The 13,224-nt window shown below is 50.9% G+C and carries 10 protein-coding genes; 2 read left to right on the top strand and 8 right to left on the bottom strand.

Annotated elements, in window-relative coordinates; genetic code table 11:
- Positions 1-39: 39 nt before the first annotated feature.
- Entirely contained in the window at positions 40-741 is a 702-nt protein-coding gene (locus LCS67_RS02935) for a pirin family protein (protein WP_000633548.1), read from the top strand.
- Between the two features lie 23 nt (positions 742-764).
- Positions 765-929: a hypothetical protein gene (locus tag LCS67_RS02930; RefSeq protein WP_000039326.1), complete on the top strand. Its 165-nt coding sequence runs from the start codon at positions 765-767 to the stop codon at positions 927-929.
- Positions 930-1,041: 112 nt separating this feature from the next.
- Here LCS67_RS02930 and LCS67_RS02925 read toward each other — a convergent pair whose 3' ends face one another.
- The 8 genes from LCS67_RS02925 to tdcA form a co-directional block, all read right to left on the bottom strand.
- A complete protein-coding gene (locus tag LCS67_RS02925; RefSeq protein ID WP_031566757.1) occupies positions 1,042-2,352 on the bottom strand; it encodes a serine dehydratase subunit alpha family protein in 1,311 nt (436 codons plus the stop codon).
- Between the two features lie 25 nt (positions 2,353-2,377).
- A complete protein-coding gene (locus tag LCS67_RS02920; protein WP_000443189.1) occupies positions 2,378-3,709 on the bottom strand; it encodes an amino acid permease in 1,332 nt (443 codons plus the stop codon).
- 315 nt (positions 3,710-4,024) lie between these two features.
- Positions 4,025-5,389, bottom strand: coding sequence for an L-serine ammonia-lyase (gene tdcG / locus LCS67_RS02915; RefSeq protein WP_000622086.1), 1,365 nt, complete (start codon positions 5,387-5,389; stop codon positions 4,025-4,027).
- Positions 5,390-5,458: 69 nt separating this feature from the next.
- Complete coding sequence (gene pflB / locus LCS67_RS02910; protein ID WP_000867314.1) at positions 5,459-7,753, bottom strand: formate C-acetyltransferase; 2,295 nt, start codon at positions 7,751-7,753, stop codon at positions 5,459-5,461.
- A 33-nt stretch (positions 7,754-7,786) separates the two neighbouring features.
- Positions 7,787-8,995 (bottom strand): propionate kinase, encoded by a 1,209-nt coding sequence (gene tdcD, locus LCS67_RS02905; protein ID WP_001001855.1) that lies wholly within the window; start codon positions 8,993-8,995, stop codon positions 7,787-7,789.
- Positions 8,996-9,061: 66 nt separating this feature from the next.
- Complete coding sequence (tdcC, locus tag LCS67_RS02900) at positions 9,062-10,393, bottom strand: threonine/serine transporter TdcC (protein ID WP_000108129.1); 1,332 nt, start codon at positions 10,391-10,393, stop codon at positions 9,062-9,064.
- Between the two features lie 20 nt (positions 10,394-10,413).
- The gene (gene tdcB, locus LCS67_RS02895) at positions 10,414-11,403 is read right to left on the bottom strand and encodes a bifunctional threonine ammonia-lyase/L-serine ammonia-lyase TdcB (RefSeq protein WP_000548368.1); all 990 of its coding nucleotides are present in this window, start codon (positions 11,401-11,403) and stop codon (positions 10,414-10,416) included.
- 97 nt (positions 11,404-11,500) lie between these two features.
- Complete coding sequence (gene tdcA, locus LCS67_RS02890) at positions 11,501-12,439, bottom strand: transcriptional regulator TdcA (protein ID WP_001094907.1); 939 nt, start codon at positions 12,437-12,439, stop codon at positions 11,501-11,503.
- Positions 12,440-13,224 lie beyond the last annotated feature (785 nt).

The following is a 13,224-nucleotide window of genomic DNA, read 5'->3' as shown; positions in this document are numbered from 1 at the left end:
CCCCTTAACATAAAAGGAAGTAAAGAGAGGTTAATAACGATGATTACGACCCGAACCGCCAAACAATGTGGACAGGCAGACTACGGATGGCTACAGGCCCGCTATACCTTCTCCTTTGGACACTATTTCGACCCTACACTGCTGGGCTACGCGTCGTTGCGCGTACTGAACCAGGAAGTGCTGGCGCCGGGCGCCTCTTTTCAGCCTCGAACTTATCCAAAGGTGGATATTTTAAACCTGATTCTGGACGGCGAAGCGGAATACCGCGACAGCGACGGCAACCATGTACAGGCTAAAGCGGGCGAAGCGTTGCTGCTCGCCGCGCAGCCGGGCATTAGCTACAGCGAACATAATCTCAGCAAAGTTAAGCCGTTAACCCGAATGCAACTGTGGCTTGACGCCTGTCCTGAACGGGAAAACGCGCTGGTACAAAAAATCCCACTCCTGGCGGCGCAACAACAGCTTCTTGCCTCGCCCGACGGTGAGCAAAACAGCTTACAACTGCGCCAACAGGTCTGGGTACATCATATTACGCTGGAGAAAGGCGAATCGCTTAATTTCCAGCTTCACGGGCCGCGCGCCTATTTGCAGTCGATTCACGGTACGTTCCACGCGCTGACGCACAACGAAGAACGCGAGGCGTTAACCTGCGGAGATGGCGCATTTATTCGTGATGAACCTAACATTACGCTGGTTGCCGATACGCCGCTGCGCGCATTACTGGTAGATTTACCGGTGTAGCCAGCCAGAAAAGGAGTCGCAAGATGAGCAAAAAATCGGCGAAAAAACGTCAGCCCGTGGTAAAACCTGCCGTACAGGAGGCGATGAGCGCCACTGTGCCGCTGGGCTATGAAGAGATGCTAACCGAACTGGAAGCCATCGTGGCGGACGCCGAAGCCCGGCTGGCAGAAGAAGAGGCCGCAGCCTGAAATCATGCCGGATGGCGGCGCAAGCGCCCGATCCGGCTTAGAACAGGTAGACCCGATAAGCGCAGCGCCATCGGGCAACACGCTGCCCCGACGTCATGCCGGGGCGTTATTATTAATGCGCTTTACTGGCCATAATCTCGATGATCTGCTTGTCTGTCTGCTGCATTGAGCGACACGCCAGCGAACACAAATTCGCAATAGATTGTTCGACATTGTGCGCCACAATCCCTTCGTTTCCGGTCACCGCCGTATCATCCAACGCCATCAGTACGGCTTTCCACGCCGCCGACGCGCTGGTAGAGACTTTCATCGCACAGCTATTCGACGCGCCATCGCAAATCATCCCGCTGACATCGCCGATCATACTGCTGATAGCCATTGCGATAGTGTCATAACGACCATCTATCAGCCACGCCATACCCGCCGCCGCGCCCATCGCCGCCGTAGTTGCCGCGCACAGCGCCGACAAACGCGGAAGCTGATGGTGAATATAGATAGCGCTCAAATGCGATAACATTAGCGCGCGCGCCAGGCGCTCGTCATCGGCACCGACATGTTCAGCAACCACCATGACTGGCACCGTGGCGGTAATCCCCTGGTTGCCGGAGCCGGAGTTGCTCATCGCGGGCAACGTGGCGCCGCCCATTCTGGCGTCTGACGCCGCGCTGGTACGGATCAAAATCGCCGTGGAGAGATCTTTCGCCAGCAGACCGCGATCGCACTGTTTGGCCAGCGTCGAACCGATATGCAGCCCCCAGGAACCACGCAGTCCCTCCTGCGACAACGCGCCGTTTAGCCTGGCCGCATCCAGAATAAAGCGGATAGCGTCAAAGGGCACCGCATTCACAAACGCCAGGATCTCTTCCAGCGAGGTATGAGACAGCACTCCCAGCGGCGAGGTTTTTTCTTCTTCCTGCGCATTATCGGCCTGGGTAAATACCACGCCCTTGTCGGTTTCTATCCGCACAATGTTTGTATGATCGCCGACGATCGTGACACATGCCCAGCTATCGCCGCTATACACTTTCGCCCGTGAAAACAGGATATCGTTACATGGCTCCTGCAACATCACTGTGACATGTCCGGCGGCCAGCATCGCTTTTGCATTGGCAACGGCTTTAGCGGAAGCGTCTTTTAACACCTCCAACCCGGCTTTCGCATCACCGCCCAACGCGCCAAGCGCCGCGGCGATCGGTAGCCCTACCATTCCCGTTCCTGGAACGGTAACGCCCATACCATTTTTCATCAGATTAGGCGAAACCCACGCGTCAATGCGTTCAACTGTGCCGTCAAGTTCAGCCGCCGCCGCCGCTGCCGCCAGCGCCAGTGAAATTGGCTCAGTACACCCCAGCGCCGGTTTTACTTCTTCCTGTACGGCCAGGATAAAACTTTGCCACAATGGATTTATTTTAGATTCAAACATAACAACAACCTTAATCTCAGGTATATCAAGAGAATGCCAGGAACGGAGAAACGCATAGCAGCAGACCGGTAATAATAATCAGGTACAACGAAGCGCCTTTATATTTGTGCAATGCGGGAACCTTGTAGACCAACCATGCCGGAATTAAACAGCCCACCATACCGAAGATAGGGCTACAAATAGAGGTGAAGCTCAGTACCGGCGCGTTGAGCACAATGGCGCTCCAGGCCAGCAAAATAGCGAAAATCATAATGCCGCGCTGTACCAGATTTTCCTTAATCTTCTCGGCGGGCATTTTGCGGCGCAGGATATTCATCACAATGCCTTGCGTCGCTTCGCGGAATCCTAAGTAAACGCCAAAGAAGGCGGTCATGACGGCAAAGATGTTCAGAATTACGCTAACCACTTTGACCCAGCCAGCGCCATCGCCGCTAATAAACTGCGCGGCGATCGCCAGGGCGGAAATATTCTGCTCGTAGGCTTTCACCGCTTCGTCATGCCCCATCGCCAGGGTGAAGGAAACCGCATAGAAAAATACGGTAACGAACAAGACGCCAAACGCGATATTCATGGCGCGCAACGCTTTATGACGTGCGACCTCAATAGATTTTTCGCGTGAACGGTAAGAGATCACCATTGGGCTTAACGTCTGGATAAATAAAATCGAGGTCAGCGTAAATGGCAGGGTAATAATGGCGTTTTTAATCAGCAGGGCCATCGGCGGCAGCGCGCCAATGTTATACAGATGCCACATACCCACCATGGAGACGCCCAGCGCCGCTACTACCAGTAGCTTGGTCAGCACCATGCCGGTGGAAATTTTGAACAGTAATTTTTCACCGCGTGAGGAAATCGCCACCAGGATGCAGATCAGCACCAGACCATAAAACGGACTATCGGAAAGTAATCCTTCCGTTACGCCGAAAGTATGCAGATAAGAGGCGCTGTCGTTAGTAATCGCCGTAGAATAGACGAACATCCAGATGACGAGCATTACAAAGTACAGCGCGCCTAATAAAATACCCCAGTTTTTGCCCAGATAGCCGCTGATCACGCTGGGGTAGTCTTTACATTCCGGGGATTCCGCCAGCGTATTAATAAACAGCCGCTGGAACAGGTACATGGCCGGATAGCCAATAATAGAAGAGAGTAAAAAGACCCAAAGTCCCATCAGGCCAACCTGGACAGGAAGAAAAACGATCCCTGCGCCGATCGCCATCCCGATACTCATAATGACCCAACCGGTGTCGGTACTATCAAATTTGATGGCTTCACGCCATTCGCTTTCTGTCATCCCTGCCCGACGCGCCGGGGCTGATGCGTCGAGGATTACGCTGGTATTACTAGCCGATTCCATAAAATTCTCGCTCAATGTGTAGGTAGAGGTTTTTTTTATTTTTCGTGCCGCAGCAAGGCGATATGCAGAACGTGAGGTGCAGGTACTTTCTTGTAATAAGAAAATCATACGCGCACGATAAGAGAAAAACTTACCAATAAAACACCTGCATTTCTTGTGGGTTAAGAATTCTTTTCTATTTACTATTGGTTTAATGTTGTTATTTTCTCTATTTGACGCACATCACAACAAAAAAGGGCGCACATTGGTGCGCCCTTTTCTCAGCTTCTGTCTTCTGCGTTATCCCATAGCCTGCTCACTCTGCGCCTGTCGGGCCTATCCACAAACGACTTTAATCGCCAGACCGCCGCGCGACGTCTCGCGATATTTGTCGTTCATGTCTTTACCCGTTTCGTACATGGTTTCGATCACTTTATCGAGCGAAACCCGCGGCTCAGAGGTTCGGCGTAGCGCCATTCGCGCCGCATTTACCGCTTTAACGGCGTTAATCGCATTACGTTCAATACAAGGGATTTGCACCTGACCCGCCACCGGGTCACAGGTGAGGCCAAGGTTATGCTCCATCGCAATTTCCGCCGCAATACAGACCTGCGCCGGGCTACCGCCCAGCAGTTCTGTCAGCCCCGCCGCCGCCATCGAACACGCGACGCCAACCTCGCCCTGACACCCCACTTCCGCGCCGGATATCGAGGCGTTCATCTTGTACAGCATGCCAATCGCCCCCGCCGACAACAGATAACGGGCGATAGAGTTGGCATTGACCGGACGACGGAATTTGTCGTAATAGGCCAGCACCGCAGGAATAATGCCGCACGCGCCGTTGGTCGGCGCGGTGACCACTCGCCCGCCCGCCGCGTTCTCTTCGCTCACGGCCAGGGCGAACATGTTAATCCAGTCGATGACGTTCATTGGATCGCGGGAGAGATTATCGCTGGAGACCAGCAGACGCCGTAACGCTACCGCGCGGCGTGGAACGTTCAGCGGCCCCGGCAGCACGCCCTCAGTATTCATGCCACGTTCAATTCCGGTCGCCATCACCTGCCAGATGCGGGCAAAGCCAGCGTCAATCTGCTCTTTGCTCCGCAACGCCAGTTCATTTTGCATCATCAGACCGGAAACCGAGAGCCCCTGTCTTTCACACAGCGTCAGCAGTTCGCTGGCGGAATGAAAATCATACGGCACCGACTTTTCTACGTCGTGCGACTGACCAAAGCGTTCCTCTTCGACAATAAAGCCGCCGCCAATAGAGTAATACGTTTTGTGTAAAAGCGGCGTTTGTCCGTTCCAGGCGGTAATTCGCATACCGTTTTCATGGCGCGCCAGGGTTTCAGCGTGAAAGAGAATACTGTCGGCGACGGGAAAATCCACCACATGCGCGCCACCCGCCACCGATAAACGGCTGCTGCGGGCAACCTCCTGGATAAACGCCGGAATGCTATCAATATTGACATCCTGCGGCGTATTGCCCGCCAGGCCCATAATGATGGCGGTATCGGTCGCGTGGCCTTTGCCCGTCAGCGATAGCGATCCGTAAAGATCAACCGTGATGCGCGTCGTTCGCGGCAGGTCGCCGCTGTCGTTCAGCCGATCGATAAAACATTTTCCTGCATTCATTGGCCCTACGGTATGGGAGCTTGAAGGTCCAATGCCAATCTTAAAAATATCAAATGCGCTAATCATATCTCCCCCTAAGATTACCGTTCAGTGAAGATCCGTCGCGGGGCGATCCACACGATCGCCCCGTTCACGTTACATCGCCTGAGTAAAGGTGCGCGAAATAACGTCCTGTTGCTGCTCACGAGTCAGCGCATTGAAGCGCACGGCATAGCCGGAAACGCGGATCGTCAGGTTCGGGTAGTTTTCCGGATGTTCAATCGCATCCAGCAACATTTCACGGTTCATGACATTGACGTTCAGATGCTGCCCGCCTTCTACCTGTGCTTCATGATGGAAATAGCCGTCCAGCAGGCCAACCAGATTGGTTTTCCGCACCGCATCTTCTTTTCCGAGCGCCGCAGGCACAATCGAGAAGGTGTACGAAATACCGTCTTTGGCGTAGGTAAACGGCAGTTTCGCCACCGACGTCAGCGAGGCCACCGCCCCTTTGCGGTCACGACCGTGCATCGGGTTCGCCCCCGGCGCGAACGGCGTTCCGGCGCGGCGTCCATCCGGCGTATTGCCGGTCTTCTGCCCGTACACGACGTTCGAGGTGATGGTCAAAATGGACTGCGTCGGCACCGCATTGCGATACGTCGGCAACACACTAATTTTTTGCATAAAGCGTTTCACCAGGTCGCAGGCGATGCTGTCCACGCGCTCATCGTTGTTGCCGTACTGCGGATACTCGCCTTCAATAGCGAAGTCGATGGCAAGGCCGTTTTCGTCGCGGATCGGCTTCACCTGAGCGTACCTGATGGCGGACAGGGAATCCGCCGCCACCGACAGTCCGGCGATGCCGCACGCCATCGTCCGATACACATCACGGTCGTGCAGCGCCATCAGCGAAGCTTCATAGCTGTACTTATCGTGCATGTAGTGAATGATGTTCAGCGCGCTAATGTACTGCACCGCCAGCCAGTCCATAAAATGGTCGAGGCTCTCCATTACCGCGTCGTAATCCAGCACCTCATCCGTTAACGGCGCGGTTTTCGGCCCAACCTGGATTTTCAGTTTCTCGTCAACGCCGCCATTGATAGCGTACAGCAACGTTTTGGCAAGGTTGGCGCGCGCGCCGAAGAACTGCATCTGCTTACCGATGACCATCGGGCTGACGCAACAAGCGATGGCGTAATCGTCGCTGTTAAAGTCGGTACGCATTAAATCGTCGTTTTCATACTGCAAAGATGAGGTCACGATGGAGACCTGCGCAGCATATTTTTTGAATGCCACCGGCAACGCTTCTGACCACAGTATGGTCAGGTTCGGCTCCGGCGCTGGCCCCATCGTGTGCAGGGTATGCAGATAACGGAAGGAGTTCTTCGTCACCAGCGTGCGGCCATCAAGCCCCATCCCGCCAATAACTTCGGTGGCCCAGATCGGATCGCCGGAAAAGAGCGAGTCAAATTCCGGCGTGCGCAGGAAGCGCACCATGCGGATCTTCATGATGAAATGGTCGATCAGTTCCTGCGCCTGCTGCTCTGTCAGAAGGCCCGCGTTGAAATCGCGCTCAATGTAGATATCAAGGAACGAGGCGGTTCTTCCCAGCGACATTGCACCGCCATTTTGCGATTTTACCGCCGCCAGATAAGCGAAGTAGAGCCACTGTACCGCTTCCTGCGCGTTCCGCGCCGGGCGGGAGATATCATAGCCGTATTTCGCCGCCATCTCCTGCATTTGCAGCAGCGCGCGACGATGCTCCGCCAACTCCTCACGCAGGCGAATCGTCGCCTCAAGATTCTGTCCCTGCTCCAGATTCGACTGCAGATCGGCGAATTGCAGCTCGCGTTCGCGCACCAGATAACGGATGCCATACAGCGCGACGCGACGATAATCGCCAATAATGCGCCCGCGACCATAACCATCCGGCAAACCGGTTAATACGCCGGATTTACGGCAGCGCAGCATATCCGGCGAGTAAACATCGAATACGCCCTGATTATGGGTTTTCCGCAGGTCGGTAAAGGTATATTCAAAATCGGCGTCCATTTCGCGGCCATAAGCGTGGAATGAACTTTTGATCATGTTAACGCCGCCAAACGGATGCAAAGCGCGTTTAAGCGGCTTATCCGTTTGTAAACCGACGATTTTTTCCAGATCTTTTTCAATATATCCCGCATCGTGCGCGGTAATCGTCGTCGCGATGTTGGTATCGAAATCCACCGGCGCATGGGTCGCGTTCTCGATACGTATTCCCGCCATCACCTTTTCCCACAGCGCCGTGGTCGCTGGCGTCGCGTCGGCGAGAAAAGATTCATCCCCCTCATAGGGCGTATAGTTATGCTGAATAAAATCACGGACATTAATTTCTTCTTTCCAGTCCGTACCTTTAAAATCACGCCATGCTTCGGCATACAGCATATCGCTGGTATCGATATTTACCTTCATGAAAAATAATCTCTCTACAGAACAGCCGTTAAGTTATGCAAATTCCACTGGTGCTTTCACGTTGCCTAAATGAATGGCATCAAGAGCAATCATTTTCTCTTCATTCGTGGGAATAACAGCGCAAATAACCTGAGAAGGGTTAGCGGAAATAATGCGCTCGCCGTGAGAATTCGGCTGCTTATTCATTTCAACGTCTAACGTAAGCCCCAGCACGCCCAAATGTTCAATTACCAACTGGCGAATTAATACTGAATTTTCACCAATACCGCCGGTAAAAATAATGCCATCCAACCGATGTAACGATGCCGCGTGTCCGGCAATATGACGGGCGATACGGTGGACAAATGTTTTTATCGCTAACCGGGCGCGCTCATGTCCTTCGTGCCAGGCTTTTTCCAGGACTCTAAGGTCGGATGACAACCCGGAGATGCCGAGCAAACCGGACTCTTTATTCACCACTCGCTCCAGATCGCTCAACGTCTGCCCGGTTTCTTTGGCTATCCACGCCATCGCGCCGAAATCAACGTCGCCGCTGCGAGTACCCATCATCAGCCCCTCAAGCGGCGTCATCCCCATTGAGGTATCCACGCTCTGACCATTGCGTACCGCGCAGATAGACGCCCCATTGCCCAGATGCGCGACAATCAGACCCGAGTTTTTTTCATCGAGGTCAAGCAGTTCATACGCGCGCCGCGAAACATAGCGATGCGACGTACCGTGAAAGCCGTAGCGACGCACACCCAGACTGGAAAAATACTCCCACGGCAATCCGTATAAATAGGCTTCCGGCGCCAGCGTCTGGTGGAAACTGGTATCAAATACCGCCACTTGCCGCACGGCCGGGAAAAGGTGCCGCGCCGCGTCAATGCCGCTTAAATTAGCGTAATTATGCAGCGGCGCTAAAGGCGATACCCGACGAATATTATCGATAATCTCATCGGTAATAATGACGGACTGCGTAAATAGCTCTCCACCGTGCGCGATACGGTGACCAATTAATGCCACGCTATCCGTTAAATCACGTTTTTCCAGCTCAAAGGCAATGGCTTTTAACGCGTCCTCATAATTAGAGTGCGCGAGGTTTATCGGCTTATCGCCATTAATAGATAAAAAGGCGTTTTCAGTATTCATTCCATCTGCTATTCCCGCCATTAAAACATCACAGGTAGCGACATCCAGTACAGAGAATTTGATAGAAGATGATCCGCAATTAATGACCAGAACGACCGGAAATTCATTCATGTAGTGCCTCCGTCGATGTCAGCCTGCGTCCGCGCCCTGGGGTGGAACGCAGGCTAAACGTGAGGATTAGAACAATTTGTAGACAATATTCAGGATGGTCAGCAGACCAATCAGGGTGACGAACACGTTATCCAGACGACCACGGTACTTCGCCAGCGACGGCGCTTTACGAATGGCGTACATCGGCAGCAGGCATAACAGCGAGGCGATAATCGGCGCGCCCATCGCTTCAATCAGGTCCAGAATGTTCGGGTTTGCGTAAGCTACGACCCAGGTAGACCCCATAATGAAGATCATGCTGATGGTATTAAGCTTGCCCATAGAGACTTTGGTTTTATCGCCTTTATAACCGAATTTCAGCACCAGGCCGTTCAGCCCTTCCAGCGTCCCCAGGTAGTGACCGAAGAAAGATTTGAAAATAGCAACCAGCGCGATGATAGACGCGCCATACTCCAGCACCGTTGCAAAAGTGGATTTTGTCCCCGACAAAGAGGCGAAATGGTTGGCCAGGTAGGAAAGTACCGGAATGTTCTGCGCTTTCGCATCCGCCATGTTCTGTGGAGAGAGCGTAAACAGGCAGCTAAAGGCGAAGAACATCACCACGGCGACCATCAGCATACTGGCGCGCGAGATGATCTGTGAACATTTACGCTCGGTAAATTCGCGGCCAAACTCTTTCTCATACTCTTCCCGCTTAGACACCACGAAGGAAGAGACGATAGGCGAAAAGTTAAAGGAGAACACCATGATAGAGATGCCCAGCCACACCGTAACCAGTATGCCATCGTGCCCGGTCAGCGCGATATTACTGAGATCAACCTGATCAATAACCGCCGAGTTCCAGTAAGGAATCAGCGATAATGAGATTAGCACCAGACTGGCGATAAACGGCCATACCAGGTAACTCATCACCTTAACCATCAGATCTTTACCAAACCAGATCACAAAGGCCATCAGCAGCAGCAAGAACAGCGCCACGAAACCGCGATTCAACGCTGGCATCTGCAACTGGTTTTCCCAAAACGTCATGAACGTGTTAGTAATGGTGACGCCATAAATCCACAGCAGCGGACAAATCGCAAAGAAGTAAAGGAACGTGATAACTACCCCGCCCGTTTTACCAAAGTGCTCTTCGACCGTTTCCGTAATATTGCCGGACGGATTAGATCCGGATAAACACAGACGCGCCAGCGCCCGGTGACAATAGAACGCAATGGGGTAAGCTAAAACCAGCATCAGCAGAATGGGGATAAGCCCGCCAAACCCGGCGCGGATAGGGAAAAACAGCACCCCGGCGCCAATGGCGGTACCAAATAAACCCAGCGTCCACGTCGTGTCCGATTTACGCCATGACGACTGTTTTGCCTGGCTGGATACAATGCTATCAGTAGTACTCATATCCTATCCTCACGAAAAGATTAAGCGTCAACTAAACCCGTAATTTGTGATACACGAGAAAGATCGATATTGCCGCCAGAAATAATACTGACCGTTTTTCTGTTCTGAATATGGCTATCTAATTTCCCGCTTAATAGTGCAGCGCAGGCCAGAGCGCCAGCGCCTTCAGTAATAACCTTATTGCGCTGAATTAAAGCGATCATGCTGTTACGAATTTCATCTTCGCTAACCAGGACAATGTCATCGACTAATTCACGAACGATTTCATAGGTTAAATTACCCGGGCGGGAGACATCACAACCATCCGCCAGGGTGCCGGTCGTTCGGTGCGTGGTTATTTCGCCAGCGTAATAAGACGCCGCCATACCGTGAACATTTTCGGCCTGTACGCCGATAACTTTAATGGTCGGGTTAATCGATTTAATCGCAATGGCAATACCTGCAATTAAACCGCCGCCGCCAATAGGCACGATGACATTATCGACATCGTACAGATCTTCCATAATTTCCAGACCAATAGTGCCCTGTCCGGCAATGACTTTTGGATCGTCGTAAGGCGGAATAAAAATGCGGCCTTCGGTTTCGACAATTTCACTCACCTTAGCAATGGTGTCATTGAAGTTGTCACCGTGGAGCACCACTTCCGCCGAATAATCACAGGTGGCCGCCACTTTTGACTTTGGCGCGCCCTTCGGCATCACGACTTTGCCGTCAATACCCAGCATTGCGCAAGAAAGAGAAACGCCCTGTGCATGATTACCTGCGGAACAGGCCACGACGCCTTTACGTTTTTCCGCCTCCGTTAACGAGCTAAGTTTGTTAAAAGCGCCACGAATTTTAAATGAACCCGTACGCTGCATATTTTCAAACTTGAGAAATATTTCGCCTTTGCAACGTTCACTAAAATAGTTAGAGCGAGGCATTCCCGTTTTATATATCTTCCCCGCCAGTCTTTTTTTCGCTTCGAGGATATCTTCAATTGCAACCGGGAGATCGTATGTAATGTGCATTATAACCTCTTAACCTGGGTATTAAAAATAAGTTACCGTTGCCCACTGTTCAAAAGAAACAGGTGACGTCAATTTCGCTAAATATGTTTATTCCATATCATTCAATTTCTATTAACTGCCTGCGTCTGCATCCATTATATGATGAATATTGTTTAGCCAATTCTACTAATACTGAAGCGGCTTTTTTGATACGATAATTTTTAGACCATACCGCCGCATAACGTGCAACGGGTAATGTGTCTTTGATTGGTATCGTGATAAATTGATTAGAGCCAAAAGGCGTGGTCATATCGCAGGGAATAACAGTTAAGAAATCAGCATTGAGAACAAGATTATATATTGTGACGACGGAATCTGTTTTAACAATGTTTTCGATGCTGATGCCATTTCGTTGTAGAGTGGTGAGTAATTCGCTGTAGTAGCCCATATTCGTTTGCGGCAACACCCACTGTTCGTCTTTTAACGATTCCAGTGTGATGGTGCCGGTGCATGTTCGGGACTTGCTGGCTACCAGGACAAACTCTGATTCAAACAGCGGCTCGACATGCAGATCCTGTAGCTGCATTTCATTACTGAGCGTACCGATAGCAAAGTCCAGCCGCCCGTCGCGCAGGGCCGGCAGGAATGAAGAGAGCTGGGCTTCGTACATGGATACTTGCGCTTTTGGAAAGACCTCTTTGAACTTATGAATCATATCGGACATGAAGGTAAAGCCAATCAGCGAAGGAAAGCCAAACGAGACGTCGACAACGGTATTGCACGTCATACTGTTCATCTCGTTGATCATGTTTTTCATTTCGCGGGTGATAGATTCAGACCAGGAAAGCAGTACCTGTCCCGCTTCGGTCAACGTAACGCCGGTATTTTTGCGTACAATTAGCTCAACGCCAAAATAGGCCTCAACATCGCTAATGATTTTACTGACGGCGGGCTGGGTTAACCCTAACGATTTTGCGGCAGAACCGATAGAACCACTTCTAATGACTTCCTGAAAGACCACCAAATGCTGTGTTTTAGGGAGAACAAGAGTATTCATATCTACCGCTCTGAAATAACATTGTGAACGGCAGGAAGTGTAGCAAATTAAATCTTAAAGGTTATGTGCGACCACTCACAAATTAACTTGCCGCAATTTTTACATGGTCTTTATTAAATAAATAAAACCTATTATTTCAATAAGTTGCAAAAATAAAGCAGTAACTTAGTCTGATTTCAATCAAAAAACAGGGTCGGGATAACGATATATTATGGCGATAACCAGTCTATTTTACCTCCTATTTTCGACATCCTATGAAGACGATATTTCAATCAATTACGGGACATTTTATCGACAATTCCAGCGTTAAATTTAAAGCGTAATTTCTCAAATTTAAGTATAAACCGGAGGTAAATGCGCTTAAAAACCGTTACGCGTCACATTTTTTTACCTTATTTGTTTGTAAAGAAACATTTAATAAAATTTTAACCAAAATATTTCATACATTTAATTTTCATTTACAACAAATAATTTACACCGCTTTCTTGCTGTTTTTCAGGATGTAATTTTGTGAAAGAAATCGATTGCTTTTCACTTCAACTAAAAAGAGCGCAGTCTATAGCGTTTTGTGTTTCTCATCACAAAAACGAATAATATTATGTCACCACGGCTGTCAATTAATTGCCGGATAGTGACGCTGGCGTCTTCTGCAACCTCTATACCCTTCACCGGCCTGATAAGCAAAAACCCGCCAGCTTACACTGACGGTTTTTTGCATGAAGAGATGAAACTGACCGATAAGCCGCTTTCTTTTGGGTATAGTGTCGTGGACAGTCATTCATCCT

The organism is Salmonella sp. A7 (genome assembly GCF_020181675.1).
GTDB classification, from domain to species: domain Bacteria; phylum Pseudomonadota; class Gammaproteobacteria; order Enterobacterales; family Enterobacteriaceae; genus Salmonella; species Salmonella enterica.
This window is presented reverse-complemented; position numbering and strand designations above follow the sequence as displayed.